This is a genomic window from Pseudomonas sp. FYR_7, from assembly GCF_043106155.1.
Lineage (GTDB): Bacteria > Pseudomonadota > Gammaproteobacteria > Pseudomonadales > Pseudomonadaceae > Aquipseudomonas > Aquipseudomonas parafulva_B.
In genome coordinates, this window is the sequence record NZ_JBICMI010000081.1 from 20,794 (window position 1) to 46,865 (window position 26,072).

Consider the following 26,072-nt stretch of genomic DNA (forward strand, 5'->3'; position numbering starts at 1 on the left):
CGCCTCGCTCATTATTCTTGACACCTCTTATTACAAGGCGGCTATGGACACGGGGACGCGACTCAAACTAGTGCGTGAACGCAACAACCTCTCCCAGCGAGAGTTGGCGCGCCGCAGCGGGCTCACCAACTCGACCATTTCGCAGATCGAGCAGAACCGCGTCAGCCCATCGGTCAGTTCCTTGAAAAAGCTGCTGGAGGGCATTCCGATGAGCCTGGCAGAGTTTTTCAGCTTCGATGAACCCGTGCGTGAGGAGCGTTTCGTGTTCCGGGCGGGCGAGCAGCCCGACTTGGGTCGCAACGGATTGCGCATGCTGCTGGTAGGTGCCAGCGTCGAGGGCCGGCAAATGCGCATGCTGCGCGAGCTTTACGCCCCAGGTGCCGACTCGGGCGAGCCCATCGTGCATGCCGAGGGCGAAGAGTGCGGGCTCGTCACGCGAGGCACCGTCGAGCTGTGGGTCGATGGCCAGGTCAGCGTGCTCAATGCGGGAGATGGCTACTACATCCCTACCACCCTGCCCCACAGTTTCAAGAATATTGGCCAGGACGAAGCAGAGATCATCAGCGCCAATACCCCCGCGAACTTCTGACCCAGGCGACGTGATGGTTGCAGACCACGTGAGCTGCAACCATCACCGGATCATCGCACCGTCGGCACCTCGATATCATCCTGCTCGCGGCTCGCATAGTGTTGGGCCAGCACAGCGCAGACCATCAGCTGGATCTGGTGGAACAGCATCAATGGCAGGATCATTGCGCCGATGCCGCTTCCGACGAACAGCACCTGCGCCATCGGCACACCGGTTGCCAGGCTCTTCTTCGAGCCTGCGAACAGGATGGTGATCCGGTCTTCGAGGTTGAAACCAAGCACTTTGCCCAACAGGCTGGTCCCCACCAACACCACGGTCAGCAGGATGCCGCAAACGGCGAACAGGCCTGCCAGGTGCTGCGGCGAAACAGTGTGCCACAAGCCCGTGACCACCGCCTCGCTGAAGGCGGTGTAGACCACCAGCAGAATCGAGCCCTGGTCGACGATCTTCAGCCAGCGCGCATTGCGTTTAACCCAGGCACCGATCCAGCGGCGGGCCAGTTGCCCGGCCACGAATGGCACCAGCAACTGCAGGATGATCTTGAGCACTGCGTCCAGACCCGAGCCGGTGTCGCCGCTGGCGCCCAGCAACAGCATCACCAGAACCGGGGTCAGGAATATGCCCAGCAGGCTGGATGCGGCTGCGCTGCAGATGGCCGCTGGCACATTACCCCGCGCCAGCGAGGTGAACGCGATGGCCGACTGGACGGTGGCAGGCAGGGCGCAAAGGTACAGCACCCCCAAGTAGAGCTCGTCTCCTACCAGTGGCAGGAACAGCGGCTTGAACGCCATGCCCAGCAGCGGAAACAGCACGAACGTGCAGGAAAACACCAGCAGGTGCAGGCGCCAATGCCCCGCTCCAGCGATGATTGCCTCCCGCGAGAGCTTGGCCCCGTGCAGGAAGAACAACAAACCGATCGCCAGGTTGGTGAGCCAGCCGAAATACACCGCCCCTTGTCCTGAGCAAGGCAACACGGTGGCGATCGCTACCACTGCCAGCAAGGCAAGGGTGAAGTTGTCGAACAGCATGCGCAGGTACTTCATCACACCTCCGTCTTGTCTTTGGGCAAGGACGGAGGATAAGGTCTAGCGCCCCCAGGCGCTAACGCCGGAACCCCTTCTGGTATCGCGCAACGGACAGTCAGCCAAGGAATCTTCATGATCTGCTCCCGCTCCGTGGCCCTTGCGGTCGCCCTCACACTCGGCGCCCCCTGGTTACCCGCCTACGCCAATGACCCGCTGCGAATCAAAGTCGACACCGTCATTGGCCCCCTGATGCAGGCCCAGGGCATCAGCGGCATGGCGGTCGCGCTGTATGCGCATGGCCACGCTCATTACTTCAGCTACGGTGTCGCCAGCCGCGACAGCGGCGTGCCCGTTAGCCGCGACACCCTCTTCGAAATTGGCTCGCTGAGCAAGACATTCACCGCCACGTTGGTGGCAGTGGCCAATGCCGAAGGCCAGCTTGCCCTGGACGCCCCTGCCAAACGCTATCACCCGGCCCTGGCTGGCACCCCCATGGGCGACGCCACCGTGCTGGACCTGGGCACCTACAGTGCCGATTGCCTGCCCTTGCAGTTTCCCGACACCGTGGACACACCCCAGCAAGTGGTGACGTTTTTGCGCCAATGGCAGCCCAAAGGCACGCCAGGTGCCCAACGGTGTTACTCCAACCCGAGCCTGGGCCTGTTCGGCGACCTGGCCGCCCGCGCCCAACATCAACCGTTTGCCACCTTGCTTGACCACAACGTGCTGGAGCCCATGGGCCTGCACAGCACCTACCTGGAGGTGCCCAGTGAGGCACGTAGCCTGTATGCCCAAGGCTACGATGCCAGCGACAAGCCAGTGCGCGTAAACCCTGGCCCTTATGCGCAGCAAGCCTACGGCATCAAGACCAGTGCCAGCGATCTGCTGCGTTATGTGCGTTTGAACATGCAGCCCGACGGTCTGCCTGCGCCCTTGGCCCGCGCCACCCTCATCACCCGTAGCGGCTACGCCCAGATCGGTGAAATGACACAAGGCTTAGGCTGGGAGCGTTATGCGTACCCCGTTGCACTGCGCACCCTCATCGCCGGCAATGGCCCGCAGATGATACGAGGCCCCCAGCCGGCACAACGGCTGCAGCCGCCTGCCGCCCCATTGGCGGGAGCCTGGTACAACAAGACAGGCTCCACCAATGGTTTCGGTGCCTACGCAGCGTTCGTCCCGTCTGAGGGGTTGGCCATCGTGCTTCTAGCCAACCGCAACTACCCCAACGAAGCCCGCGTGCGCGCGGCATACGAGATTCTTTCAGGGCTTTGAAATCGAGGATTGTCGAACAACTCCACGAAAATGTAGTGAGCAGAAAATATCACTACAAAATGGTTGACGCCGTTCATCGCGCTTGTGCATGATGAGGCCGTCTCCCTGATCGGGAGCCGTGGCAAGGGTGTTCCAGGCCGCCTGCGCGGTAACGCAGGCGGTCCGTGGAGAGGGAACTGTCCAAAAGGCAGCGTGAGAAAGCCCCTGTTGCAAAGCTGCAGTAGCAGCCTTGGAAACGCGCTACATCGCGATAGCGCCAACTGTGAAAATCACCTGAAACTGGGTAATGGGGGCTTTATGATGAACTTGAACGACAATCCGACCATCGATCAATTGGCCAAGCTGTTCGCCACGCGCAAGGACAGCCTTGATGACCATCTGTTGTGGGTGAGCCAAAGCGGCGAAGTGCGCCTGGACCGCTTGCCACCCAACACGATCGAAGATGAATTCCAGGAGCACCTGCCAAGCATGCGTGCGCGATTCAAGGCCTATCGCCGAGGCCAGGGCTATGTGGGCAAGAAGGCGGCTGCCGATACCGAGTTCGTCGGCCGTGTCTTGCAAACCCTGCAACAGCAATGGCCAGAGGCACGTACGCAACGTGCCGTGAAAGTGATCGAAGCGCAGTACTGACCGTCACGCTGTATCAAGCCCGGCCACCGCGCCGGGCTTTTTCATGCGCGCCTTTTGGCGTTTTTAGGTAATGGCATGGCACCTGTGGCCAACGCCCGAGCGCGCTCAACACCCCAAACCAGCGCCCGGGTCATGGTTTCCCCAGAGCGCGCAGGATAATACTCCTCCACCAGAGCCTGCCCATTGCGTGCGTAAAGGCCGAGAAACAGTTGAGTTACGCCTTGCCTGGACAGGCGCACCTGCACATCCAGGGTGGTGCCATCGCTCAGCACTTCGTCGTGGCAGCGGCTGTGCAGTTGTGCATCGGCCCACTGCCAATAGGTTTCGTCCCTGACTCGCATCGTTTGCGGTCCTCCTTACAAAAAACGTAACCAAGGAACCATATCCGTGCCTGATAGGCGACCGTAACTGACCGACATCATGAGCTTGGTCAATCAACGCTTAAAAAAAGACAGGTAGCACTCGTAATTACTCAGGCCCTCGCAGCCTTGAGTCGCTGTCCGAGTCGGGCGCCGAACACGTTCACCAACAAGCCACTCATAACCAGCAAGGCACCCCAACCCTGGGTTTCGGTCAGGCGCTCGCCCAGCAGCAGCGCTGATGAACTCAGGCCTATGACAGGTACCAGCAGCGAAAAAGGCGCGACCTTTCCGGCCGGATGGCGCGACAACAGCGTGCTCCAGAGGCTGTAGCCCAGAATGGTGGCCACGAATGCAAGGTATGCCAGCGCGGCAATCGAGTGCCAGCCGATGTGCGTGAGCGCCTGGCTGATGCGTTCAGGCCCCTCCAACCAGCCAGAGAGCAGCAGAAAAGGCAGCGGAGGGATCAAGCCGCCCCAGATGACCAATGCCACCAAGTCTATCGACCCGAAGCGACGAGTGATGATGTTGCCCAAGCCCCACATCGCCCCGCCACACAAGGTCAGTACCAGCGCGAGCATGGGGACATGGCTACCGTCTTCGCTGCCGATCAGCGCCAGCCCACCGGCGGCCACCAGCAGCCCGAGCACGCTGGCCACGCGCAAGCGCTCGCCCAGAAACAGCGCAGCGAAGCCCAAGGTGAAGAAGGCCTGGGACTGCAGGACCAATGAAGCGAGCCCCGGTGGCATGCCGCTGGCCATGGCCTGGAACAGAAATGCAAACTGCCCCAGCGAGATGGTCGCACCGTAGGCGATCAACCAACGCCACGGCAGGTTCGGCCGCTTGATGAAGAACACCGCGGGAAAAGCCACAAGCAGAAAACGCAGCGCCCCCAGCAACATGGGTGGCAACCCATCGAGCCCGACCTTGATCACGACGAAGTTGACGCCCCAGGCGATGATTACCACCAGAGCGATGAGCAGGTCCTTGAGCGGCATTGCGGCTTCCTTCTTCAGCACTTATACATATTTCGTTACAGCATAAGGCTATTCCTCAATGAACCACCATTACAGTTGCGCCCTAGCGTTGCGCAACAGTGAGCTGTGCGGCCATCAGCAACATGCGGTTGGTACGCCCATGAAAAAGGGCCGCCTAGGCGACCCTCAACTTGCGCTCTGTCTCCACTGCCTTCATGCCACGGCGAACAGATCGTTCTCGATGTGCGCCTGGGCCGCAGCAATCGCTTGGGTGCGCTGCTCCGGGCCATAAGCCAGGCCATGAGCCCGAACCACTTGCAGGTCGCTAATACCGATGAAGCCCAGGAACACCTTGAGGAAGTCTTCGTGGCCGACCCCTGTTGGTTGATCGGCGTGCATTCCCCCTGCCGTGGAAACCAGCACCACTTTCTTGTCACCGCACAGGCCTTCTGGACCAGCCTCGGTATAACGGAAGGTCTTGCCGGCGACGGCGATGCGGTCGATCCAAGCCTTGAGTTGGGTCGGCACGCTGAAGTTGTACATTGGCGCGCCGATGACCACTGCGTCGGCGGCCAGGAACTCTTCGAGGGTCTCGGCACTGAGCTTGGCCTCGAAGGCCTGGGCCGCATCGCGCAGCTCTTCACCGGTGCCGGCAGCCATCAGGGTTGCGGCCGAGAAGTGAGCGATGGCATCGGCTGCCAGGTCGCGATAAACCACTTCAACGTTCGGCTCAGCGGCCTGCCACGCGGCGACGACTTCACGGCTCAATTGGCGCGAGGCCGAGTTGTCACCCAGGATGCTCGAATCGATGTGCAGCAGTTTCATGGGGTACTCCTGTGAAAGGGGGTAAAGCTGAATATATTCGATGAAAAGGATGTTACCTAAGTGTGTAATGGATGATAAGTGCGCCCAATCGCGCTAGTTTGTCCTACCCCTGGAACAATGAGCCGTGCCATGCAGGATTTGAACAACCTGTTTTACTTTGCCCGTGTCGTCGAAGCAGGCGGGTTCGCCGCCGCTGGACGCCAGCTCGGCATTCCGAAATCAAGGCTATCCCGCCGTATCGCCGAACTGGAGGATCGCTTGGGCATGCGCCTGCTACAGCGCACCACGCGGCAAGTGAAACTGACAGCCGTGGGCGAACGCTACCTGCATCACTGCCAAGCCATGCTCCTCGAAGCTGAAGCCGCTGAAGAGGCAGTAGCCAGCATGAGCAGTGAACCACGCGGCAGGCTACGCGTGTCCTGCCCGGTGGCCTTGGGTCATGCGTTCTTGCCGGACGTGGTAACCCGGTTTCTGCAACAGTATCCGCTCGTGCAGCTGGATCTGGTCTTGCTCAACCGTAGAGTGGACCTGATCTCTGAAGGAATAGATGTAGCGCTGCGAGTGCGCGACTTGGGCGATGAAGACCCTACGCTGGTGACCAGGCGACTGTGTCAGGCACAGATGCAACTGGTAGCCGCGCCCGGTTTCGCCCCCCAGGTGCGCACGCCTGAGCAGCTGGCCGACCTGCCGGTGCTGGGTGCACCCGAGGCCGACCGCCTGGTACACCTGAGGCTGCAGGGGCCAGGGGGCCAACAACGCGCCTTGGCGCTCGAACCCAGGCTGTCAGTGGACGATTTCGTGGTACGTAATGCAGCTGTACGCGCTGGGCTGGGCTTCACCGCCCTGCCCAGCCTGTTTTGTGAAGAGCAGCTCCAACGCGGTGAACTCGTTAGATTACTTCCGGACTGGTCCTTGCCAGGCGGCTACCTGCAGGCGGTTTACCCGCACCGACGCGGTGTCACGCCTGCGGTGCGGGTATGGATCGACCATTTGGCCGCCTCATTCGAAACGTGCGGGGAACGTTACGTCTGACACATCACAGAGCCCAACCCGAGTGGCCGGGACTTCAATAGGGGGCGCTCGCCCCCATTCGTGATACAGCGGCTTCACCCCAACGCTGCAGCTCGCCCTTGAAAGAACAGCCAATACGCCCAGGCGGCCTGGTGCACGACCACGATGGCCCAGAACTTGACCTGGTAAGGCACCTTGCGTGTCTTGTGCCGGAACACCTGCTGCGCCAGCAGAGCCCCAGGCCAACCACCGAACAGTTCTACACCATGCAGCAGCTTCTCCGGGGTGCGTCGCGCTTGGCTGCGGGCCTGGGACTTGTCGCGCCAATAGAGCAACACAGTGAGCAGACTCATCACCGGGTACACCACCAGCGGCCACCACGCCTGCGCGTCGTAGGCCAGGCACGCGACGCCCAACACCGGCAGCACACACAGCAGCCCCAGCAGCACTCCCTTGAACTTGGCATTGCGTATCCGTGTCGGGCGCTGGCGGTCTGACTGCTCATCCATGAGCGACGGTCCAGTCGACCCAGCCAAACAGCCAGCTCGCCAGGATCAGCATGCCGAAGACGATCCGATACCAGGCAAAGGCTGCATAACTGTGGTTGGCGATGAATTTCAGCAGACCGCGTACGGCGATCATCGCGAAGATGAACGAGGTGACGAAGCCCAGCGCAAAGACCGGCAGATCATCGGGCTGGAACAGATGACGGTACTTGTAACCCGAATACACGGCAGCCCCCACCATCGTCGGCATCGCCAGAAAGAAGGAAAACTCCGTCGCGGCAGTACGCGACAGGCCAAACAGCAGGCCGCCGATGATGGTCGAGCCGGAACGCGAGGTACCCGGGATCATGGCCAGACACTGCACGAAACCGATTTTAAGCGCGTGGCTCCAGTGCATCTCGTCGACATGAGTCACCTGAACCCTGTGTTGGCGTCGCTCGGCCCAGAGCATGACCACCCCACCCAGTACCAGCGCAGCTGCCACGGTGACAGCGTTGAACAAGTACTCATGAATCAGGTCGGCGAACAATACACCCAATACCAACGCCGGCAGGAAGGCCAACAGCAAGTTGCCGGTGAAGCGCTGCGCCCTGGGCTGATTCGGCAACCCACGGACCACATCGAATATTTTGCCGCGAAACTCCCACATCACCGCCAGGATGGCGGCCAGCTGAATGATGATGTTGAAGGCCATCGCCCGCTCACCTGTGAAACCGATGAGGTCGGCAACGATGATCTGGTGGCCAGTACTGGAAATCGGCAGGAACTCCGTCAGCCCTTCCACCACGCCCAGTATGATTGCCTGAAAGGCCGTCCAAAAATCCATCATTCCCCCGATGGAGCCTGCTCGTGGCGAGCTCCTTGTTCTTGATTTGCCTGAATATTGCCGCACGCGGCCCGGCTGTTTTACAGCGTCTGTTGGTCGCAAAGCCAGTGGAAAAGTTCACGGTTACTAAAGGTTTCATCTTGCGCTGCCGAAATGCTGGCAGAGCTCCTTTGCACTGTCATGACGTGGCAGGCAACAGACTCCACGGCACATGGCACTTAGCCATTGGTCGAGTGGGTCCATGGCCGCAGGCGTGCTTGGATGCAGGTGAGAACAAGAACAAATGGAGCATGCGCAATGAAGACGCTAAGATCGATGTCGATCAGCAGCCGTTTATGGCTGATCCTGATAGTGGCCATAGCCATGCTGTTGGTGCTTGGTCTGCTGATGCTGCGCCAGATCCACGGCGACTTGTACCAAGCCAAGGCAGAGAAAACCCGGCATGTGGTGGAAACGGCCACAGGTGTACTGGCGCATTTCCAACAGCTGGAGGCCGCCGGTACCTTGAGCCGTGACGCGGCCCAGCAACAAGCCCTGCAAGTGGTAAGGGCGTTGCGCTATGACCATGACGACTACTTCTGGATCAACGACCTGACCCCGCGCATGATCATGCATCCGGCCAATCCCAAGCTCGACGGCCAGGACCTTTCGGGCATTCGCGATCCGGATGGCTTTGCCGTATTCAACGAAATGGTCGCGCTGGCGCGCCAGCAGGAGGCTGGGCCCGTGAATTACCGCTGGCCCAAGCCAGGGGCTAGCGAACCTGTTGCCAAGACATCCTACATCCAGCTGTTCAAGCCCTGGGGCTGGATCATCGGCTCTGGGGTCTACGTTGACGACGTACAGACCGAGTTCGCTCGCCAGCTGCGTGACGCTTCGCTGCTGGGCATGGCGATCGCGCTGCTGATGGGCCTGATGGTCTGGGTGATCGCACGCAGCATTGCCCGCCCGCTACAGGAAGCCGTGCAGGCCATGGGCAATATCGCCAGCGGCGAAAGCGACCTGACCCGGCGCCTGGACACCCACGGGCGCGATGAACTCAGTCAGCTGGGCGAGCACTTCAACCGCTTCAACGGCAAGCTGCAAGGGGTGATCGGGCAATTACAAAGTGCGGCGCATGCGCTGGCCAGATCAGCCGACCATGTAGGCGACAATGCCGGTGCGGCGCAACAGCAAAGCGCCCAACAATCCCTGCAGATGGACCAGGTGGCAACGGCCGTGAACGAGGTGACCTACGCCGTGCAGGATGTGGCCAAGACCGCCGAGCAGGCCGCCGGGGAAATGCACTGCGCTCAGCAACAGGTCGCCCATGGGCAGCAGGCGATCCATGGCAGCCTGGCCCAGATCGATCGGTTGTCCATCACCATCGAACAGGCGGTGCAAGTAATCCGTGACCTGGCCGGGCACAGTACCCGTATTGGCGGCGTGCTGGACGTGATCCGCTCGATTGCAGAACAAACCAATCTGCTGGCGCTTAACGCGGCGATCGAAGCCGCTCGCGCAGGCGAACAAGGCAGGGGTTTTGCCGTGGTAGCCGATGAGGTGCGCCTGCTGGCGCAGCGCACGGCCCAGTCCACGGCCGAGATCCACATCATGATCGAACACTTGCAGAGCCAGTCCGATGCCGCCGTCAAGGCGATCGACACCAGCAGCGAGGCCTCACGGCAAACCGTCACGCAAGCCCGCGAAGCAGGCGCCAGCCTGGATGCGATCAACCAGGCTCTGCACACCCTGACAGCGTTGAATGCCTCTATTGCCAGCGCCACCCTGCAGCAGTCCCACGTGGTCGAAGACATCAACCGCAACGTGCTGGACACGGCAGGCCTCTCGCAGCAGGCGGCCGAGGCGGCACGCCAGTCCAGTGAGGCCGGCGTGGCGCTGGGCCGCCTCAGCCAGGACCTGGAACAACTGCTGCGCCAGTTCAGGGTCTGAAGCCGACACCGGCTCAGGGCTGCTAGACGGCCCTGATCCCGGCAACGCTCTACACCTTCCTTGAGCTAACCGCTACAATCGCGCCCCTCCCTGAAATCTCCAAGGATCGCCGATGTCCGGCCTTGAACTCATCGCCGCCGTCCTCGGCGTCATCGCTGTGTGGCTCACGGTCAAGCAGAACGCCTGGTGCTGGCCCCTCGGCCTGATCATGGTGCTGATCTATGCCTGGCTATTTTATGAGGTCAAGCTCTATTCGGGGATGCTGCTCCAAGTTGCCTATGCGCTGTTACAACTGTATGGCTGGTGGCAGTGGAAGCGCCCTGAACGGCAAGACGCGGCACGCCAGGTATCGAGCTTACGGCCCGGCGCGCTGGTCATCCACCTGGGCCTGGGCGTACTGCTTAGCGCAGCATTGGGTACTGCCATGGCCACCTGGACCGATGCCGCCCTGCCCTGGCTGGATGCCAGCCTGACCGGCTTTAGCCTGGTGGCCCAGCTGTGGATGGCGCAAAAGCGCTTGCAATGCTGGCCCCTGTGGGTCGTGGTGGACATCATCTATGTCGGGCAGTACCTGCACCAGCACTTGTATTTCACCGCGGCGCTGTTTGCGGTGCTCACCCTCATTGCCCTGCGCGGATGGCTGGAATGGCACCGGGACCCGGCGTTGGTGAAGCCATGAGCGCTGTCACGAGCACCCAGGTTGTGGTGCTGTGCGGCCCCGAATCCAGTGGCAAGAGCCGGCTCAGCGGCCAGATCCAGGCGCGTTTCGGAGGGCTGGTGGTGGGTGAGTACGTGCGTCATTTCATCGACCAGCACTGCCGCGACACGTGCTACGCCGACATCCCCAGCATCGCCCGTGGGCAGTTGGCCTGGGAAGACGCTGCACGCGCAGCCTCGCCGTCGCTGTTGATTCTGGACACCCACCTGCTCAGCAACATGCTCTGGAGCCAGACCTTGTTCGGCGATTGCCCACCTTGGCTGGAGCAGGCTCTGCTCGATCGTCACTACGACCTGCACCTGCTTCTCAGCCCAGAGGGCGTACCCTGGGTTGCCGATGGCCAGCGCACCCAACCAGATGTGCGAGAGCGCCAGCAGTTTTTCGAGGCAAGCCTGCACTGGCTGCAAGACCACGATCAGCCTTATCACATCATCGAAGGTGACTGGGCGACACGTCAGGCCCTGGCGCTGGAACTGGTCGCCTCGACGCTGCGGGGCTCTGAGCCGGTGTTAAGCCTCTGACACACCCCGGCTGTTGCCAACCCCGCAAGCATGCGGCTTACGCCGTGAGCTCCGATAAGTGTCACGCCACCGATACACTGCCTGTCATTCCAATCAAACCCAGCCCTAGAGGTGACCGCTTGGTCATCAGTCAATAGTCGTTGTATCAGCACTGACACAACGCAGCCCTACACGACAGCTTTCATCGCGCTAACCCCCTGAAATACAACGACTTCTCAAAAGCGGCACGGCTTCTGCTCTTGCTAGCGCAACGCTGAACAAGGCCAGCGGCTGAAGAAGGAATTGCCGTCGTGAGGAACATCGACAAACGCCTGGGTTACCTGTTGCTGCTGGGGTGCGCGATCAGCTCGCTCAGCGCGACCGCCCAAGCCGACAATGGCACCATCGTCATTACCCGCGACGTGCAGACACGCAATGCCGTGATTCCCCCACTGCGTCCGGACCCCACACCCACCACCGTCAATGCCAACCCGGTCAATCATGTGCTGCGCCAGACCAACGAGTTGAGCGATGGCGACTTCGCCAGCATCAGCAGCGGCTCAGGCATCAACGCCCTGATCACCCAACACACCGATCACCTGGGCAGCAACCTTGGCCACCAGAGCCAGTTGCCCAACCTCTCTGGCGGGCGTGGAGCAGGGTCGGGCAACGGGATCTCCAACATGGTCAATTCGAGCGTGCAGAAAGGCCTCGCGCCCCTGCAGATCCTGACGGGGGGCAAATGACATGAAGCCTGCCCTGCTCGTCATCACCCTGCTGTGCAGCGCCTCTGCCATGGCCCAGCCACCGACTGCCATCAGCAACAGCGCCACCATCGACGACGCCGGCCGTGCCTATCAGGGCAACATGACGGTCAACCAGGCCGCCGGGGACATGCAGCAGCAGGCCAATGCCCGGGCCTTCGCCCTTGGCCACGGCGCCAGTGCCACGACCCAGATCCGGCAACGGCTCAATACGCCTGCGCACGCTCCCATGGATACCCAAGCCCGCATTGGCGGCGCCTCGTTCAGCCACGGTAATGGCGCGCTTGGCGTCAACCAGAGCGCCGGTGCCGGCACCCAGCAGGCCAACGCCCTGCGCATCAGCGTCGGAACACAACCGCAAAGCATCGACGACAGCGTCCTCCTGCAACAGAACGTGACGCTGCTCAACACCTTTGACTCAGCTGCTACCCCGACAGGTCATCGCCAGGTCACCACCAGTGACCAGGCGTTCACCGGTGGCCGTGGCGTGGTTCAGCTGAATCAGAGTGCCGGGGTGGGAAACCGCATGGCCAACACCTTGAGCATACGAGTCGCCGACTGACCGTTTGAGTCATGAACGACACTTAACCTTTAGAGTACGGAGAATCACCATGAAACCTTCGATGGCACTCAAGCCTCTGGTTTTCGCAATTGCTGCGGTCATGGCCGTTGCTGTACAAGCCGATCAGAACCGTCGCAGCTACAACGGCAACAGCACCACCTGGCTGCCTATCTCGGCCAAGGCCGATGCGCTGGACACCCAGCGTAGCACCGGCAACACCATCACCAACCAGGGCACCGTGAACGAAGCTGAAATGAGCAGCTCGGCAACTGGCGCCAGTGGCAACGTGGGTGTCAACGTGGCGTCTGGTAACGGTAACCAGCAGGGCAACGCGTCGGCCATCGCCAACGCCGCTGCCGACTCTACCCTGGACAACAGTTTCGTCTTCGGCACCGCGCAAGCCAATGCTGACGTCAGCCAGTACAGCAACAACAACCGTGTCGACAACTGGTCGACCCAGTCTTCGGCGGTGATGAGCGGCTCTGGCGAAGGCAGCTCGGGCAACGTAGGCATCAACATTGCCGGCGGCGACCTGAACCAGCAGAAAAACAGCATGGCCATCGCCAATACCAATGCCGGTATCGGCAACGCCACGGCTACGGCCAAGGCCGACCAGAACGGTCCTGGGCTTGTGGTCAACAATGGGGCCGACCGCACTTACCGTGTCGATACCCTGACCTTCACCACCTCGGCCACCGGTTCCAGCTCGCGTGAAGGTACGCTGAACTCGACCGATGACCGCAGTGCCTCGTCCAGCTTCAACCTGGCGGGCTCGCAAAGTGCCAGCTCCAGCGGCTCCAGCGGCTGGAATGCGAGTGGTTCGAGTGCCAATAACGCCAGCGGCTCCAACAGTGCCAGTGCCAGTGGCTCCAACAGCTGGGGCATGAACGGTTCGGCCAGCGGCAGCGCCAGCGCTTCGAACAGCGCCAGCCTCAGTGCCAGCCTGGCAGCGGCTGCCGATGCCACGCGTACCCTGACCCTGACCAACGGTGATCGCGAGCGCACCCGCACCAGCAGCGTCGACGGTTCGCTCAATGCATCCCTGGATGCCTCGGTGAACACCTCGCAGCAAAGTGCCTACGACTCTTCGTTCGAGAAAGCCTTCGACTCCAACTACGACAAGTCGAGCGAGTCGGCCTATAACCATTCGCGGGACTCGTCGTACACCAAGTCCCATGACTCGTCCTACGAGAACGCTTCGGCTTCGGCGTTTGAAAAGTCTGGCGAAACCTCCAGTCAGTCCTACAACGACGTTGCCAAGAGCTACAGCGAAAGCAGCGCTTACGACTTGAGCAATACCGTGTCCTTCCAAGTGCTGACCCCGACCGGCTGGGCCAACCCTGTGACCAACACTGCAACCCTTAGCGGTTCGGTCAATGGCGGCAGCGGCAACCTGGGCGTGAACGTGGCGGCCGGTGTCGGCAACCAGCAGAGCAACTCGCTGGCTATCTCCAATACCTCGTTCTGATGCCAGACCCAAGGCCCCCTTTCAGGGGGCCTATCTTCAACGCATCCAAAGGCGTCGATCATGCGCGTATTCGCCCTGGCGTTCCTGCTGTGCCTGGCCAGCATGGGTCAAGCAGCCCAGATGCCCCTGTCCGTCCTGCCCGGCGGTGCGGTGGTGTTCAAGCCCATCCAGAGCATGCGCGAACGCAAGTTCGCCGACTTGGTGCAACAGAAGACCGACTTCAGCTGCGGCGCTGCCGCGCTGGCAACCATCCTGCGTCAGGCCTACTGGCTGGACGTGGACGAACACCAGATCATCGAAGGCATGCTGACCCATGCCGACCAGAACCTGGTCCGCACCCAGGGGTTCTCGATGCTCGACATGAAGCGCTACGTGGAAAGCCTGGGCATGCGCGCCCGGGGATACCGGGTGGCGCCCGAGACCCTGAACAGCGTACGAATCCCGGTGGTGGTGCTGATGGACATCCGCGGCTACAAGCATTTTGTGGTCATGCAGAAGGTCGACCGCGGCTGGGTCTACATCGGCGATCCGGTGTTGGGGCACAAGCGCTACAGAACCGAGGACTTCCTCAAGGGCTGGAACGGCATCATCTTCGCGGTGATCGGCCAGGGCTACGACAAGCACAACGCCCTGCTCGACCCTCCGTTGCCGCTGACGGCCAAAGGCCGCCTGGACGGCTTCACGCCCGTCAAGGATGCCGATCTGCTGGACTACGGCTTCATTCGAAGCGATTTCTTCTAACGCCTCTTCCAAGAACAAGGTGCATGATGCGCCGGGGAGCATTGCATGAAGACCCCTACCTGGTTGGTGCTGGCCTGCATGACGGCCAGCCTGCCTGTCCACGCCGAAGTGCTGCACCCCATCGAGCTCAAGGACCAGGAGCTGGCGAGCTTGCGTGGGCGCTACGTGATGCCGGGCCGAATCGTGAGTTTTGGCATCGTCATGAGCAGCACCTGGCAGAACGCGCGCGGTGAAGTGATAGGCGCCAGCAGCACCTTGCAGGTGCAAGAGGCCACGATCAAGCCGCAGTTCTATGTCTCGCTGATCGATGAGCACGGCGCGCCGACGGCCCAGGGAGGCGCCCAGCCGGTCGCCCAAGGCAGCGGCACGGTGAGCGGCGGTGCCGGGCTCGGCACCACCCAGGGGGTGACCCAGGTGGTCCGCGCGGCCCGCGACGACAACAGTGCGTACAACACTGTAAACGTCAACGTGACCAAGGCCGATCAGGCCCCCGCCGTGCAGCCCCATGGCCAGGTCTTGGCCGCTGGGCAGACGCTGATGGCCGAGAACGGTGCCGGCGCGCTGAGCGTATCGTCCACAGGCGTGGGCGTACAAATGAACATAGACGCCAACGCCAACCAGGGCAGCAGCGTACAGCGCCTGGCCCAGGGCGGGTTGATGCAGAACACCACCGTGCTTGGCAATGGCAACCTGGTGAACAACGTCACCTCCCTGAACGTGGTCATGCGCCAGAACCTGCCGACTGCCGCTTCGCTAAATGGCAGCCTGGACCAGCTCAAAGGGCTTCGCTCTGTCGGATACTGATCTACGCTCAGTCTCATCACAGCAGTCGGAAGGGACGGCATCTTCATGCAACGATCGTTAGCACTCAAAGCGGTTGTGTGTTTGACAACCTTGGCACCCGCCACATCGCTGTACGCCGCTGTAGATCCGCAAGTAGAAGCACTCAAGCAGGAACTGACCGAACTCAAGCGCCGTTATGAAGCCCAGCAGCAGGCGCTGATGGTGCTGGAGCAGCGGGTTCGCCAGGTCGAAGAAACCCCGGTCGCGCCCCCGCCAAAACGCCTGGTGCGATCGCCCAGCGAACGGGTCAAGGGGGCCCAGACCGTCGCTGCCGGGGCGCCTGGGACCACCGGCAGTTCGTATGGACAGGCGCTGGCCGCAGACTCCGAGCCTGCGCAAAGCGTCTCCAACCTGTACGACGAGGCCAGCGGGTTCTTCGGGGGTGGCAAGTTCAGCCTCGAAACCGGCTTGACCTACACCCACTACGACACCCGCGCCCTGACCCTCAACGGCTTCCTGGCGCTGGATTCGATCTTCCTGGGCAATATCAACCTGGACCGGATCAAGGCTGACAACTGGACCTTGGACCTGACGGCACGTTATAACCTGGACCAGCGCTGGCAGTTCGACATCAACGTCCCGGTCATCTACCGCGAGTCCACCTATTCGTCTGGCGGCGCCGGCGGTGCCGGGCCGAGCACCTCGGATGCCACGGTCACGCGGGACCCGGAAATCGGCGATATCAACGTAGGTGTCGCCTACAAGTTCCTGGACGAATCCGAGACCTGGCCAGACGCCGTGGCCACCCTGCGGGTCAAGGCGCCGACCGGCAAGGACCCCTATGGGATCAAGCTGCGCGAAGTGGCGGGCAACGACAATCTTTCCGTGCCCGAGAGCCTGCCGACCGGCAATGGGGTCTGGTCCATCACGCCGGGTATCTCGCTGGTCAAGACGTTCGATCCGGCCGTGCTGTTCGGCAGCTTGTCCTACACATACAACCTGCAAGACTCCTTCAGCGACATCAGCCCGCAGGTCAACAGCAAGGTCCCAGGTGACGTGAAGCTGGGCGACTCGTGGCAGATCGGTGCGGGTATTGCCTTCGCGCTGAACGAGAAGATGAGCATGTCGTTCTCGGTCTCCGACCAGTTCGGACGCAAGAGCAAGATCAAGCCCGACGGTGGTGACTGGCAATCGGTCTCCAACAGCGACTACAACGCGGCCAACTTCAACGTCGGCATGACGTTTGCGGCGACCAACAACCTCACGATCGTGCCCAACCTGTCCATTGGGCTGACAGATGATGCGCCCGATTTCTCGTTCAGCCTCAAATTCCCTTACTACTTCTGATGAACGACGCACCGGGCCCGCTTACGCGGGCCTCCTTTTGTGTGCCCGCGCTTTGCACGCCCGCCTTGCCCGGCCTCGGCCTGTTATCATCAGCCACAGTTTGATGACGATTTAATGGCAAAGGAAAGATTTTTGTGAAGAGCCTTTCAGACCCCTCACACCAGCGGCTCGCCGCCTTGGCCGTGTTGGTGCTGGTGCTACCTCTGGGCGCACGTGCCGTGTTGGGCTGGTCCAACCCGCTTGGCTATCTCTCCGACCTGGCCTTGGGCGGCGCACTGGTGCTGCTTTTGCACCGCCGGCCTTGGTGGCTGGCGCTGCCGGTGCTGTTGGCGTGGGCCCTCCTCTGGGTCGCCTCGGCCGAATTGGTCAGCGCGGTGGGACGGTTGCCCACCAGCGCAGACCTCGCCTATCTGGTCGACCCGCAGTTCATGGAGAACTCTACCGGGGGCGGTCTGGCCCACGCCTGGCTGCCTTGGTCCTTGGGTGCCGGGCTGCTGGCCTGGCTGGCCTGGGCGTGGAAGACGCGTACACAGCCTGGCCGATCGCTGCCACGCAAGGCATGGATGGCGGTCCTGGCGTTGTTCGGCGTGCATTGGGCCAGCCAACACCTGGCACCCTCCGATGCCGAGCAGTGGCGCCAATACAACCTGGGCCATCAGCTCGTCTCTGCGGCGGTGGGCGATGTGCAGCGCCAGGTGCAACGCTGGAGCGGCCAGGCGACGCCGTTCACCCCCCTGCCGAGCGCCGGCCTCACCCAGTCGGACCTCAACGGCCAACGCCTGCTCAATGGCCCGGGCAGCGCACGCAACCTGCTGGTCATCACGCTCGAGGGCATACCGGGTGCCTACCTGCGCCCCAATCGCGAGGCGCTGCACAGCCGCTTCGACGAAGACCTGATGCCGCGTCTGAGCCAATGGGCAGCGCGGGGCATGAACACCCCGGACTATGTCCTGCACAGCCATCAGACCATACGCGGCTTGTATGCAATGCTCTGTGGCGACTACGACAAGCTGGCCAACGGTACGCCCAAGGGCGTGGAGTTGCTGACCCAGGCCGAGCGCAACCAGGCCTGCCTGCCGGCACAGTTGCGCCAGGCTGGTTTTACCACCCATTACCTGCAGGGCGCTGGGCTGCGTTTCATGGCCAAGGACCGCATCATGCCCCACATAGGTTTTGATTCGGTACATGGCGTGGAGTGGTTCGCCAACCGCAATTACCTGGACTTCCCGTGGGGCAAGGATGACCGAGCCTTTTTCGAGGGCGCACTGAATTACGTCGGGCAACTGCGCAAGCAAGACAAACCGTGGATGCTCACCCTGCTCACCGTCGGCACCCACCAGCCCTACTCCGCCCCTGCCGATTACCTGGCGCGCTTCGACACGCCCAAGCAGGCCGCCGTGGCCTATCTGGACGATGCCCTGGGGGCCTTCCTGGATAACCTGGAGCGCCGGGGCGTGCTCAAGGACACCTTGGTGGTAATCACCTCGGATGAATCCCACGGCATCGATGGGGTGCGTCTGGCCTCTTCCTGGGGCTTCAACCTGACCCTCGCACCCGATCAGGCCCAGTTACCTCACCTCAAGGGCGGCACCTACGGGCATGTCGACCTGGCCACTTCGCTGCTGGACTATTTCGCGCTGCCCATCCCGCTGGCCCTTGGCGGGCGGTCGATGTACCGAGACTACGACACCGGTCGTGAAATGATCTCGTTCACCAATGGCATGCTCCGCTACCACAACGGCAAGGGCGTGTTTACCGAGTGCGATTTCCAGCAGCGCTGTCGCCGTTACGCCAGCGAAGGTTTCATTGCCGATCAGGCCCGCTACCTGGACCAGGGCGACAGCGCACTGGGCCAGCAGATGGGGGCATTGGCCGGCGTACTGGACCAGTCGCTGATGCAAAGCCCCCTCAACCTGCGCTATCAATTTGGCGGGCCTTCACCCATCCAGTTGCGCAAGCGCATCCATGACGATTGGGCCGATAACCTGATCGGCGCGCAGTACCTGGAAATGCCCGAGGGCTCGCGCACGCGGGTCAGGGTCAAGGTGCGTGCGCTGGACGCCAGGCACGCCGCGTATATCCAGCTCAAGGCCAAGCAACTGGAGCAGGATGTGCCGCTAGGCTTGCCCGAGGAAGTCAGGGTCACCGCTGACGAGCCGCTGGAGATGGAGTTCGGTTTCGACAACCCGGTGGAGCGCAAGGCCTTCTCCTTCCACCTGCTGGGCTATGGCGGTGGGCAGGTCGAGGTGAGTGACTTCAGCGTGATCACCGCATTGCCTGGCGAGGAGGATTTCCAGGATGAGCTGACGCCGGAGCACGTCGCGCACTCAGGCTGATGCGCTGCCGGGTCGCGTCTACCCAGCCTGGCATGCCCGCCTGGCTGGGTATTGCCCATCAAGCGGGGGTCAGGTTCGCACGCCCAGCATGCCCCGCTCGATGATGAAGTCGATCACCGCCTGCAACCCCTCCCCCTTTTTCAGATTGCTGAACGTCCAGGGCCGCTCGGGCCGCATCCGTTGGGTGTCACGCTCCATTACTTCGAGTGAAGCCCCAACGTACGGTGCCAGGTCGGTCTTGTTGATGACCAGGAAATCGGACTTGGTGATGCCGGGTCCACCCTTGCGCGGAATCTTCTCGCCTTCGGCTACGTCGATTACGTAGATAGTGAGGTCGGCCAGCTCGGGGCTGAACGTCGCACTCAGGTTATCGCCGCCACTTTCGACAAAGATGACTTCAAGGTTGCCAAACTTGCGTGCCAGCTCCTCGACGGCTGCGAGGTTCATCGACGCATCTTCACGGATGGCCGTGTGCGGGCAGCCGCCGGTTTCGACGCCCACGATGCGCTCAGGCTCAAGTGCACCGGCTTCGGTCAGGATGCGCTGGTCTTCCTTGGTATAGATGTCATTGGTCACCACCGCGATCTGGTAATGGTCGCGCATGGCCTTGCACAGCGCTTCGAGCAATGCGGTCTTGCCGGAGCCCACGGGGCCACCCACACCGACACGCAGGGGTTGTTGATAGCTTTGCATTCAGGCAGTCCTCAAGAACGGAACAAACGGGTGTATTGGGTTTCATGGCGCGATGAAGCGATGGCCAGCAGTGGCAAGCCGCCGCCAAGCTGGTCGTCGCCAAGGGTCAGGGCGTGGTCGAATGCCTCGGGCAAGTCATTGCTCAGCGCATGCAGCAGGGTCTGGGCAGCCTGTTGGCCGAACGGCACCAGCTTGACACCGGCCATTACCGCCCCTTCAAGCCAGGCGAAACCGTAGCCCATGGCCAGTTGCCGCAAGGGGATCGCCCAATGCACGGCCAGCCAGGCCATGCCACCCAGCTGGGTGAGCCCCAGGCTCTCACGCCAAGCCGGAACCTGGGCCAGCTGCCAACCGTCGAGCAGTCGCGCCAGGGCGGCCCCACGCTGTTGCTCTTCCAGGCGCAGCTCTGCCGTTTCGCGATTGGCCAGCAAGAACTGGCACCAATGGGCGTAGGCCTCGGCATCGCTGGCCAGGCAGGCGTTGTACAGGCGGACAAGCACGGGCCAGTCCAGGTACGCCAAGGTGTCCTGGATCTGTTCGCGCTGCCAGGCGGCAAAACCATCTGTGTCCTTGACCCACCCTGCCTCGACTGCCCATTCCAGGCCTTGCGAATAGGTGAAGCCCCCGACCGGCAAGCCGGGGCTTGCCAGCTGCAGCAACCGCAGCAACGCCAGATCGGTGCTCATCAACCGGCCAGCACCAGTGCTGCGCCGGCCAGCAGCCCACCGCCGAACGCTTTCTGCAGCCGTGCATGGCGGCGCAGCAGCAAGCCTGCTGCGTAGCCACAGGCCAGTAACAGCCCGCTCACTGCAACGAAGCCTGCGCTGAATTGCCAGAACGCGCTGGGCGTCGCCTCTACCCCATGCGCCCAGCCATGGAACAGCGCAAACACCGGCATGGCCAGCGCCAGCAGCAGTTGCCGTGCTGGCAGCAGCATGGCCGCACCGGCCACCACCAGCGAGCCTGCAATCAGGGTTTCCATGCCCAGTACATTGCCGAACAAGTGTCCCCCTACAGCACCGGCGAACATCGCCGCCAATGTCGCCAAGGGCAGCAGCAACGTGCGGCCAGTGAGCGCCGCCAACACGCCAGTGCCCAGCAGCATCAACAGGTGATCCAGCCCGGTCAACGGGTGCAACAGCCCGTCCTGTAGCGGGTGGGTATCGTGACCAGGGTGGGCGAAAGCGGGCAACGCCAGCATCAGTAACAACAGCGCGAACGTCTTTTTCATAGGTAGCTCCAGTAGGGTCAGGAATGAGCAGGCAGGCGCACGAAGGGGTGACCATGGCCATGGGTATGGGGTGTGCTCTGGTAGGCACCGGCCTCAGGCTCGAAAGGCGCTTGTTCGGCCTCCACGGTCAGGCCCAGGCCGCGCAGCATGTCATCGAGCACATGGTCATGCTGAAAGCGCAGCAGGCCAGGCTCGATCTGCAGAGGTACGTGTCGATTCCCCAGGTGGTAGGCGGCGCGTGCCAGCAGGTGCGGGTCTGCACACCGCACGGTCGAGACTGCTTCGGCCGCGGCCTGCACCCGGATCAACTGGCTGCCGGTAGCATCCGTCAGCAGTTCTCCGCCGCGCAGCAAGTGCCCCCGTTCGAGCATCAGGCCCGCTTCGCGGCCATCGTCAAGGGTTACCCGCAAACGGCTCTTGATGCGGCTGTCCACATCCAGGGTGACAGTGCCGGTTACGGCATGGGTGCCGGGGTCGGTGATACGACGAGACAGAACTAACATCGGGGCTCCTTCAGAACAGGAAATAGCGCTGCGCCAACGGCAGCTCGGTGGCCGGTTCGCACACCAGCAGTTCACCGTCGGCCCTGACCTGATAGGTCTGGGCATCGACTTCGATCACCGGTTGCAGGGTGTTGTGGATCATGTCGGCCTTGCGCACCCGTCGGCAGCCGTGGGCCACCCCGATCAGGCTGCGCAGGTTCAACGCCTGATGCAGGCCATCGTCGATTGCGGCTTGTGGCAGGAAGGTCATGCGGGTGGCATGGCGGGCCGCGCCCAGGGCGCCGAACATCGGTCGGTAGTGCACCGGTTGCGGCGTTGGAATCGAGCCGTTGACGTCGCCCATGGGCGCAGTGACGATCATTCCGCCCTTGATCACCAACGCCGGCTTGACCGCGAAAAACGCCGGAGACCACAACACCAGGTCTGCCAGTTTGCCCGGCTCGACCGAGCCGACCTCATGGGCGATGCCGTGGGTGACTGCAGGGTTGATGGTGTATTTGGCGATGTACCGCTTGACCCGGAAGTTGTCGCTGTACGCGGTGTCGGGCGCCAGGGGCCCGCGCCGCTTTTTCATCTGGTGCGCCACCTGCCAGGTGCGCAGCACGACTTCTCCGACCCGGCCCATGGCCTGGGAATCGGAAGATGTCATGGCGAAGGCGCCCATGTCGTGCAGGATATCCTCGGCCGCAATGGTCTCGCGCCGGATACGCGACTCGGCGAAGGCGACGTCTTCGGCAATGCTCGGGTCCAGGTGGTGGCAGACCATCAGCATGTCCAGGTGCTCATCCACGGTATTGACCGTGTAAGGCAACGTGGGGTTGGTCGAGGACGGCAGTACATTGGCCTGCCCCGCTGCCCGAATGATGTCCGGCGCATGGCCCCCGCCAGCCCCTTCGGTGTGAAAGGTATGGATGGTGCGCTCGCCAATGGCGGCCAGGGTGTCTTCGATGCAGCCGGACTCATTGAGGGTGTCGGTATGGATGGCCACCTGGATGTCCATCTCCTCGGCCACCCCCAGGCAACAGTCGATGGCCGCTGGGGTCGAGCCCCAATCCTCGTGCAGCTTCAGCCCCACGGCGCCGGCGGCGATCTGCTCGCGCAGTGCCTCGGGACGCGATGCATTGCCTTTGCCCAGCAGCCCTATGTTGATGGGCAAGCTGTCGGCTGCCTGGAGCATGCGCGCCAAGTACCAGGGGCCTGGGGTGCAGGTGGTGGCATTGGTGCCGGTGGCGGGCCCGGTACCACCGCCAATGAAGGTCGTCACGCCGCTATTGAGGGCTTCATCCACCTGCTGGGGGCAGATGAAATGGATGTGCGAATCGATGCCGCCAGCCGTGACGATCTTGCCTTCGGCCGCAATCACCTCGGTACCAGGGCCGATCGGCAAGGTGACGCCTGGCTGGACGTCAGGGTTGCCGGCCTTGCCAATGCCGGCGATGCGGCCATGCTTGATGCCAATGTCAGCTTTGACGATGCCCCAGTGGTCGATGATCAGCGCATTGGTAAAGACCAGGTCCATGGCCTCGGCGGCCAGCATCTGCCCTTGGCCCATGCCGTCACGGATGACCTTGCCGCCGCCAAACTTCACCTCTTCACCGTACAGGGTGTAATCCTTTTCGACGGCCACCCACAGCTCGGTGTCGGCCAGGCGTACCCGGTCCCCTACCGTGGGCCCGAACATGTCGGCATAGGCCTGGCGAGACAGTCGGCTCATGCTTCACGCTCCAAAGGCCCCATGACCTTGCCCTGAAACCCATACACCTCGCGCTTGCCGGCATAGGCGACCAACTGCACGGTACGGGCCTGGCCTGGTTCGAAACGCACGGCGGTACCTGCCGGGATGTCCAGGCGAAACCCGCGGGTGGGGCCACGCTCGAAGACCAGGGCCGCGTTGACCTCGTAGAAATGGTAATGCGACCCGACCTGCACGGGTCGGTCGCCGTGGTTGGCAACGCTCACGCTGACGGTGGCACGGCCGCTGTTGAGCTCGATGTCGCCAAGGGCGACCTGGATTTCACCTGGAATCATCAGGGGCTCCGGTGGGGTTTCAGACAATGGGGTCATGCACCGTCACAAGCTTGGTGCCATCGGGAAACGTTGCTTCTACCTGCACGTCGTGCAGCATCTCGGCGATGCCGGGCATAACCTGCTCGCGGGTCAGTACTTCACGGCCAAGGCTCATCAGCTCGGCGACCGTACGCCCGTCACGTGCCCCTTCGAGCACCGCCGCGCTGATCAGCGCCACCGCCTCGGGGTAGTTGAGCTTAAGGCCACGGGCCAGGCGCCGTTCGGCCAGCAATGCGGCGGTGAACAGCAACAATTTGTCTTTCTCTCTAGGGGTCAGCTCCATCGGTACTCTCTTCAGGTGGCCCAGATTCGTGGCGGGCAGGCGGACAACCCCAGGATGGCCGGACGCAGCACCTGCCAAAGGCGTTGCAGGGTGTGTTGCAGGTGTTGGTTGTCGTGATCGAGCAGGCGGATCACCAGCAGCGAGCCGAGCAGCGTCGCGCCTGCCGGGATACCCAGCGCGTCCAGATGCGGGCGTATGGCCTCAAGCGTGTCTTGATTGGCGGGCGCAGCGCAGAACGTTGCCAGCAACGGATGACCACCGAGCTTCTCCAGACGTCCACCGCGCACCCGCAAGCGTTCGTGCAGGCCGATTTGGCCTGCAAGCTCGATGCTCAGCAGGCTGTCGAGCGCGCCTTGCTCGAAGCGCTCTTGCATGACCGGCCTACCCAGGCACAAGGTTTCCCAGGCCAGTAGTCGAGCGCCGGCTTCGAGGGTGAAGCGGCTCTCGAGCGTTGCCTTGGCACCATTGAAAAAGATGCTGTCCTGAGGCAGCCACTCCAGTGTGCTGCCCGCTGCCAGGTGAAAGCGCTGGGTCAGGCGCGCCGTAGGGCCCACGCTGCGGTAGAACTTGCTCGCCCCCGGCATGGTAAGCAGCGCGTGACTACCGGGCTCCAGGCTGATGTCCAACTCTAGCCGGTCACCGGCGACGATGCCGCCTGGCGGGTGCAGGACATAGACGTGGCATGGCGCGCCTTCCGGATAGAATGGCCGCTGCACCAAAAGAGGTCCGAAATGCCGGCGCGCACCAAGGCGGGTCACATCCTCGCGTACGACAAAACGCAGTTGCAGACAAGCGCTCCACCCGGTCGGGTCGTCCAATGCTTTAAGCGGCTCTGCGAGCATCATCCTGCAGCCCTTGTAGTGCGTGGCCTCATGGCCGTTGCGAGGGGACCGGGCGGGGACGACTACGCGTTCCTGCCTGACCACTCGATCAAATTCTCGAGGTGGACACAGCAGGGAATGGGCCAATTCGGCAGCTCAGCGGTAGATGCTTGAATCAGAGCGCTGCGCCCGCATTGGGCAGCTGGTTGGTGGGCGCACTGGCCAAGGGCATGCACGAGCGCCATTGAGGTGCTCGTGGGCCTAGGCATGGGGTGGGCTATCTTGCGACAAGGGACAGGCGTGTTCAGTAGTCGAAACGGTCCACGGCACGCCGACGTTCGTTGTCATCGCGCCGGTCATAGATGGCCGTGGTCTGGATGTTGGCGTGGTGCGCCAGCTTCTGAGCGATGGACAGGTCATGCTCTTCGATGACCCGCGTGATGAAGGCGCGACGAAAATCGTGCGGCATGATCTTCACACCGACCTGCGCACCGCGTTGGCGGGCAATGTAGTAGATCGCATGCTTGGTGATGCGAGCCCGGGTGATGTGGTTGCCCCGCCGAATTCGGTTGAACAGGAACGGATCGTCCTCTGCGCCGGCAGGCAAGCCAGCGCGCCGCAGGTCAAGCCAGGCCTGCAGTTTTTCGAAGGCCCAGGGCGGTGCGTACTTGATCAGCTGGTGATTGCCCTTACCCACCACCTGCAAACTGCGCGCCTCGAAATCCACTTGATTCAGGTCGATGTCCACCGATTCCGACTTGCGCATGCCGGTGCCGTACAACAGGGCGATGATGGCCGCATCACGAACGCCCTGCGGGCGCGGGTCAGCGGCGCAGACGTCCATCAGTTCCCGAATCAGGCTGCGCCGCAGGTTGCGACCAGGCGGTAGTCGCGAGCCAGTGGCAGGTTTGACCTCGCGCATGCGCAGCAGGTGCTCGTGGTCGATCAGGCCCTGTCGCCAGGCCTCGTTCATCACGCCGCGGATGGCGTTGACGTACAGCGACGAGCTATTGGGCGCAAAACCATCGCTGCGCAGCGCGGCGACCAGCCCTATCACATGACCAGGCTCGAGCTGATGCCACGGCACATCGACCAGGTTGCAGTCCACGAACCCTAGCCGGTCGGCAGCGTCCTGGAGGATATAGCGCATGGTCTGCTGGCTGGAGGGCGCCAGCCGGTCCATGTACTGCAAGAGCGGGTTTTTCGAAAGTTCGGACAAAACATAAATCCTGTAGCCGTGTTGCAGCGCAGGCGGACGATGAGTGCAAGCTACCCATTCTCAGGCCTCGGAGACAGCGCA

The 26,072-nt window shown here is 62.3% G+C and carries 29 protein-coding genes and 1 pseudogene; 15 read left to right on the plus strand and 15 right to left on the minus strand.

The features are described 5' to 3' along the window. Nucleotides 1-43 precede the first annotated feature (43 nt). A complete protein-coding gene (locus tag ACF8R3_RS21260; RefSeq protein WP_027915556.1) occupies nt 44-589 on the plus strand; it encodes a cupin domain-containing protein in 546 nt (181 codons plus the stop codon). A 50-nt stretch (nt 590-639) separates the two neighbouring features. On the opposite strand, the gene ACF8R3_RS21265 is transcribed toward ACF8R3_RS21260, so the two are convergent. Further along, entirely contained in the window at nt 640-1,632 is a 993-nt protein-coding gene (locus ACF8R3_RS21265) for a bile acid:sodium symporter family protein (RefSeq protein WP_392516101.1), read from the minus strand. Between the two features lie 114 nt (nt 1,633-1,746). On the opposite strand from ACF8R3_RS21265, the gene ampC reads away from it, so the two are divergent. Together ampC and ACF8R3_RS21275 are read left to right on the plus strand one after the other, a co-directional pair. Beyond that, entirely contained in the window at nt 1,747-2,889 is a 1,143-nt protein-coding gene (gene ampC / locus ACF8R3_RS21270; protein WP_392516102.1) for a class C beta-lactamase, read from the plus strand. 297 nt (nt 2,890-3,186) lie between these two features. Further along, on the plus strand, nt 3,187-3,519 hold the full coding sequence (locus tag ACF8R3_RS21275; protein WP_058605149.1) for a hypothetical protein: 333 nt from the start codon (nt 3,187-3,189) through the stop codon (nt 3,517-3,519). Nucleotides 3,520-3,560: 41 nt separating this feature from the next. On the opposite strand, the gene ACF8R3_RS21280 is transcribed toward ACF8R3_RS21275, so the two are convergent. The 3 genes from ACF8R3_RS21280 to ACF8R3_RS21290 form a co-directional block, all read right to left on the minus strand. Continuing rightward, nucleotides 3,561-3,860 carry a hypothetical protein gene (locus ACF8R3_RS21280; RefSeq protein WP_392516103.1) on the minus strand — a complete coding sequence of 100 codons (300 nt, stop codon included), beginning with the start codon at nt 3,858-3,860 and terminating at the stop codon, nt 3,561-3,563. A gap of 131 nt (nt 3,861-3,991) precedes the next feature. Beyond that, nucleotides 3,992-4,876 (minus strand): EamA family transporter, encoded by an 885-nt coding sequence (locus ACF8R3_RS21285; protein WP_058605147.1) that lies wholly within the window; start codon nt 4,874-4,876, stop codon nt 3,992-3,994. 192 nt (nt 4,877-5,068) lie between these two features. Beyond that, on the minus strand, nt 5,069-5,680 hold the full coding sequence (locus tag ACF8R3_RS21290) for an FMN-dependent NADH-azoreductase (RefSeq protein WP_058639338.1): 612 nt from the start codon (nt 5,678-5,680) through the stop codon (nt 5,069-5,071). A 129-nt stretch (nt 5,681-5,809) separates the two neighbouring features. On the opposite strand from ACF8R3_RS21290, the gene ACF8R3_RS21295 reads away from it, so the two are divergent. Beyond that, nucleotides 5,810-6,712 carry a LysR substrate-binding domain-containing protein gene (locus ACF8R3_RS21295; protein ID WP_392516104.1) on the plus strand — a complete coding sequence of 301 codons (903 nt, stop codon included), beginning with the start codon at nt 5,810-5,812 and terminating at the stop codon, nt 6,710-6,712. Nucleotides 6,713-6,786: 74 nt separating this feature from the next. On the opposite strand, the gene ACF8R3_RS21300 is transcribed toward ACF8R3_RS21295, so the two are convergent. Further along, on the minus strand, nt 6,787-7,200 hold the full coding sequence (locus ACF8R3_RS21300; RefSeq protein ID WP_058639340.1) for a DUF1294 domain-containing protein: 414 nt from the start codon (nt 7,198-7,200) through the stop codon (nt 6,787-6,789). Further along, on the minus strand, nt 7,193-8,023 hold the full coding sequence (locus ACF8R3_RS21305; protein WP_058639374.1) for an undecaprenyl-diphosphate phosphatase: 831 nt from the start codon (nt 8,021-8,023) through the stop codon (nt 7,193-7,195). The genes ACF8R3_RS21300 and ACF8R3_RS21305 overlap by 8 nt, the downstream gene beginning before the upstream one ends. 387 nt (nt 8,024-8,410) lie before the next feature. Here ACF8R3_RS21305 and ACF8R3_RS21310 point away from each other — a divergent pair. The 11 genes and pseudogenes from ACF8R3_RS21310 to ACF8R3_RS21360 form a co-directional block, all read left to right on the plus strand. Further along, nucleotides 8,411-9,082 (plus strand): annotated as a pseudogene (locus tag ACF8R3_RS21310) (cache domain-containing protein); the annotation flags it as partial. A gap of 138 nt (nt 9,083-9,220) precedes the next feature. Next, nucleotides 9,221-9,955, plus strand: coding sequence for a methyl-accepting chemotaxis protein (locus ACF8R3_RS21315; protein WP_372239212.1), 735 nt, complete (start codon nt 9,221-9,223; stop codon nt 9,953-9,955). A 112-nt stretch (nt 9,956-10,067) separates the two neighbouring features. Beyond that, nucleotides 10,068-10,634 carry a nicotinamide riboside transporter PnuC gene (gene pnuC / locus ACF8R3_RS21320; RefSeq protein ID WP_058605142.1) on the plus strand — a complete coding sequence of 189 codons (567 nt, stop codon included), beginning with the start codon at nt 10,068-10,070 and terminating at the stop codon, nt 10,632-10,634. Then, on the plus strand, nt 10,631-11,194 hold the full coding sequence (locus ACF8R3_RS21325) for an AAA family ATPase (protein WP_392516105.1): 564 nt from the start codon (nt 10,631-10,633) through the stop codon (nt 11,192-11,194). Before pnuC ends, ACF8R3_RS21325 begins: the two co-directional genes overlap by 4 nt. Before the next feature lie 290 nt (nt 11,195-11,484). Further along, the gene (locus ACF8R3_RS21330) at nt 11,485-11,919 is read left to right on the plus strand and encodes a hypothetical protein (protein ID WP_058639343.1); all 435 of its coding nucleotides are present in this window, start codon (nt 11,485-11,487) and stop codon (nt 11,917-11,919) included. A gap of 1 nt (nt 11,920) precedes the next feature. Continuing rightward, on the plus strand, nt 11,921-12,499 hold the full coding sequence (locus ACF8R3_RS21335) for an adhesin (protein WP_145254562.1): 579 nt from the start codon (nt 11,921-11,923) through the stop codon (nt 12,497-12,499). Nucleotides 12,500-12,548: 49 nt separating this feature from the next. Further along, the gene (locus ACF8R3_RS21340) at nt 12,549-13,967 is read left to right on the plus strand and encodes a heme utilization protein (protein ID WP_392516106.1); all 1,419 of its coding nucleotides are present in this window, start codon (nt 12,549-12,551) and stop codon (nt 13,965-13,967) included. A gap of 60 nt (nt 13,968-14,027) precedes the next feature. Further along, nucleotides 14,028-14,708 carry a C39 family peptidase gene (locus tag ACF8R3_RS21345; protein ID WP_023533487.1) on the plus strand — a complete coding sequence of 227 codons (681 nt, stop codon included), beginning with the start codon at nt 14,028-14,030 and terminating at the stop codon, nt 14,706-14,708. A gap of 45 nt (nt 14,709-14,753) precedes the next feature. After that, the gene (locus ACF8R3_RS21350; protein WP_392516107.1) at nt 14,754-15,512 is read left to right on the plus strand and encodes a hypothetical protein; all 759 of its coding nucleotides are present in this window, start codon (nt 14,754-14,756) and stop codon (nt 15,510-15,512) included. A gap of 45 nt (nt 15,513-15,557) precedes the next feature. Next, complete coding sequence (locus tag ACF8R3_RS21355) at nt 15,558-16,838, plus strand: hypothetical protein (RefSeq protein ID WP_196186432.1); 1,281 nt, start codon at nt 15,558-15,560, stop codon at nt 16,836-16,838. Nucleotides 16,839-16,972: 134 nt separating this feature from the next. Then, nucleotides 16,973-19,174, plus strand: coding sequence for an LTA synthase family protein (locus ACF8R3_RS21360; RefSeq protein WP_058639347.1), 2,202 nt, complete (start codon nt 16,973-16,975; stop codon nt 19,172-19,174). Nucleotides 19,175-19,243: 69 nt separating this feature from the next. Here the strand turns inward: ACF8R3_RS21360 and ureG are convergent, their stop codons facing one another. The 9 genes from ureG to xerC form a co-directional block, all read right to left on the minus strand. Then, nucleotides 19,244-19,867, minus strand: a complete 624-nt coding sequence (gene ureG, locus ACF8R3_RS21365) for an urease accessory protein UreG (RefSeq protein WP_027915537.1) — start codon at nt 19,865-19,867, stop codon at nt 19,244-19,246. Nucleotides 19,868-19,878: 11 nt separating this feature from the next. Further along, complete coding sequence (locus ACF8R3_RS21370) at nt 19,879-20,553, minus strand: urease accessory protein UreF (RefSeq protein WP_392516108.1); 675 nt, start codon at nt 20,551-20,553, stop codon at nt 19,879-19,881. After that, nucleotides 20,553-21,098 (minus strand): HupE/UreJ family protein, encoded by a 546-nt coding sequence (locus ACF8R3_RS21375; protein ID WP_058639348.1) that lies wholly within the window; start codon nt 21,096-21,098, stop codon nt 20,553-20,555. The genes ACF8R3_RS21370 and ACF8R3_RS21375 overlap by 1 nt, the downstream gene beginning before the upstream one ends. Before the next feature lie 17 nt (nt 21,099-21,115). Then, nucleotides 21,116-21,601, minus strand: a complete 486-nt coding sequence (gene ureE, locus ACF8R3_RS21380; protein ID WP_145254571.1) for an urease accessory protein UreE — start codon at nt 21,599-21,601, stop codon at nt 21,116-21,118. A 10-nt stretch (nt 21,602-21,611) separates the two neighbouring features. Further along, entirely contained in the window at nt 21,612-23,315 is a 1,704-nt protein-coding gene (gene ureC, locus ACF8R3_RS21385) for an urease subunit alpha (RefSeq protein WP_058639350.1), read from the minus strand. Then, the gene (locus ACF8R3_RS21390; RefSeq protein WP_028687722.1) at nt 23,312-23,629 is read right to left on the minus strand and encodes an urease subunit beta; all 318 of its coding nucleotides are present in this window, start codon (nt 23,627-23,629) and stop codon (nt 23,312-23,314) included. Before ACF8R3_RS21390 ends, ureC begins: the two co-directional genes overlap by 4 nt. A gap of 19 nt (nt 23,630-23,648) precedes the next feature. Next, the gene (locus ACF8R3_RS21395) at nt 23,649-23,951 is read right to left on the minus strand and encodes an urease subunit gamma (protein WP_003253929.1); all 303 of its coding nucleotides are present in this window, start codon (nt 23,949-23,951) and stop codon (nt 23,649-23,651) included. An 11-nt stretch (nt 23,952-23,962) separates the two neighbouring features. Beyond that, on the minus strand, nt 23,963-24,796 hold the full coding sequence (locus tag ACF8R3_RS21400) for an urease accessory protein UreD (RefSeq protein WP_100851361.1): 834 nt from the start codon (nt 24,794-24,796) through the stop codon (nt 23,963-23,965). A 280-nt stretch (nt 24,797-25,076) separates the two neighbouring features. Beyond that, complete coding sequence (xerC, locus tag ACF8R3_RS21405) at nt 25,077-25,991, minus strand: tyrosine recombinase XerC (protein ID WP_145254575.1); 915 nt, start codon at nt 25,989-25,991, stop codon at nt 25,077-25,079. Nucleotides 25,992-26,072: the final 81 nt, after the last annotated feature.

What these genes read in the sequence shown, in the direction of transcription:
- ureC (WP_058639350.1), bottom strand. Translation starts at nt 23,315, where the DNA reads ATGAGCCGACTGTCTCGCCAGGCCTATGCCGACATGTTCGGGCCCACG.
- ACF8R3_RS21355 (WP_196186432.1), top strand. Translation starts at nt 15,558, where the DNA reads ATGCAACGATCGTTAGCACTCAAAGCGGTTGTGTGTTTGACAACCTTG.
- ACF8R3_RS21290 (WP_058639338.1), bottom strand. Translation starts at nt 5,680, where the DNA reads ATGAAACTGCTGCACATCGATTCGAGCATCCTGGGTGACAACTCGGCC.
- ACF8R3_RS21345 (WP_023533487.1), top strand. Translation starts at nt 14,028, where the DNA reads ATGCGCGTATTCGCCCTGGCGTTCCTGCTGTGCCTGGCCAGCATGGGT.
- ureE (WP_145254571.1), bottom strand. Translation starts at nt 21,601, where the DNA reads ATGTTAGTTCTGTCTCGTCGTATCACCGACCCCGGCACCCATGCCGTA.
- ACF8R3_RS21400 (WP_100851361.1), bottom strand. Translation starts at nt 24,796, where the DNA reads ATGATGCTCGCAGAGCCGCTTAAAGCATTGGACGACCCGACCGGGTGG.
- ACF8R3_RS21350 (WP_392516107.1), top strand. Translation starts at nt 14,754, where the DNA reads ATGAAGACCCCTACCTGGTTGGTGCTGGCCTGCATGACGGCCAGCCTG.
- ureG (WP_027915537.1), bottom strand. Translation starts at nt 19,867, where the DNA reads ATGCAAAGCTATCAACAACCCCTGCGTGTCGGTGTGGGTGGCCCCGTG.
- ACF8R3_RS21340 (WP_392516106.1), top strand. Translation starts at nt 12,549, where the DNA reads ATGAAACCTTCGATGGCACTCAAGCCTCTGGTTTTCGCAATTGCTGCG.
- ACF8R3_RS21370 (WP_392516108.1), bottom strand. Translation starts at nt 20,553, where the DNA reads ATGAGCACCGATCTGGCGTTGCTGCGGTTGCTGCAGCTGGCAAGCCCC.
- ACF8R3_RS21390 (WP_028687722.1), bottom strand. Translation starts at nt 23,629, where the DNA reads ATGATTCCAGGTGAAATCCAGGTCGCCCTTGGCGACATCGAGCTCAAC.
- ampC (WP_392516102.1), top strand. Translation starts at nt 1,747, where the DNA reads ATGATCTGCTCCCGCTCCGTGGCCCTTGCGGTCGCCCTCACACTCGGC.
- pnuC (WP_058605142.1), top strand. Translation starts at nt 10,068, where the DNA reads ATGTCCGGCCTTGAACTCATCGCCGCCGTCCTCGGCGTCATCGCTGTG.
- ACF8R3_RS21375 (WP_058639348.1), bottom strand. Translation starts at nt 21,098, where the DNA reads ATGAAAAAGACGTTCGCGCTGTTGTTACTGATGCTGGCGTTGCCCGCT.
- ACF8R3_RS21395 (WP_003253929.1), bottom strand. Translation starts at nt 23,951, where the DNA reads ATGGAGCTGACCCCTAGAGAGAAAGACAAATTGTTGCTGTTCACCGCC.
- ACF8R3_RS21295 (WP_392516104.1), top strand. Translation starts at nt 5,810, where the DNA reads ATGCAGGATTTGAACAACCTGTTTTACTTTGCCCGTGTCGTCGAAGCA.
- ACF8R3_RS21280 (WP_392516103.1), bottom strand. Translation starts at nt 3,860, where the DNA reads ATGCGAGTCAGGGACGAAACCTATTGGCAGTGGGCCGATGCACAACTG.
- ACF8R3_RS21265 (WP_392516101.1), bottom strand. Translation starts at nt 1,632, where the DNA reads ATGAAGTACCTGCGCATGCTGTTCGACAACTTCACCCTTGCCTTGCTG.
- ACF8R3_RS21275 (WP_058605149.1), top strand. Translation starts at nt 3,187, where the DNA reads ATGATGAACTTGAACGACAATCCGACCATCGATCAATTGGCCAAGCTG.
- ACF8R3_RS21335 (WP_145254562.1), top strand. Translation starts at nt 11,921, where the DNA reads ATGAAGCCTGCCCTGCTCGTCATCACCCTGCTGTGCAGCGCCTCTGCC.
- ACF8R3_RS21305 (WP_058639374.1), bottom strand. Translation starts at nt 8,023, where the DNA reads ATGGATTTTTGGACGGCCTTTCAGGCAATCATACTGGGCGTGGTGGAA.
- ACF8R3_RS21285 (WP_058605147.1), bottom strand. Translation starts at nt 4,876, where the DNA reads ATGCCGCTCAAGGACCTGCTCATCGCTCTGGTGGTAATCATCGCCTGG.
- ACF8R3_RS21325 (WP_392516105.1), top strand. Translation starts at nt 10,631, where the DNA reads ATGAGCGCTGTCACGAGCACCCAGGTTGTGGTGCTGTGCGGCCCCGAA.
- ACF8R3_RS21260 (WP_027915556.1), top strand. Translation starts at nt 44, where the DNA reads ATGGACACGGGGACGCGACTCAAACTAGTGCGTGAACGCAACAACCTC.
- ACF8R3_RS21315 (WP_372239212.1), top strand. Translation starts at nt 9,221, where the DNA reads ATGGACCAGGTGGCAACGGCCGTGAACGAGGTGACCTACGCCGTGCAG.
- ACF8R3_RS21300 (WP_058639340.1), bottom strand. Translation starts at nt 7,200, where the DNA reads ATGGATGAGCAGTCAGACCGCCAGCGCCCGACACGGATACGCAATGCC.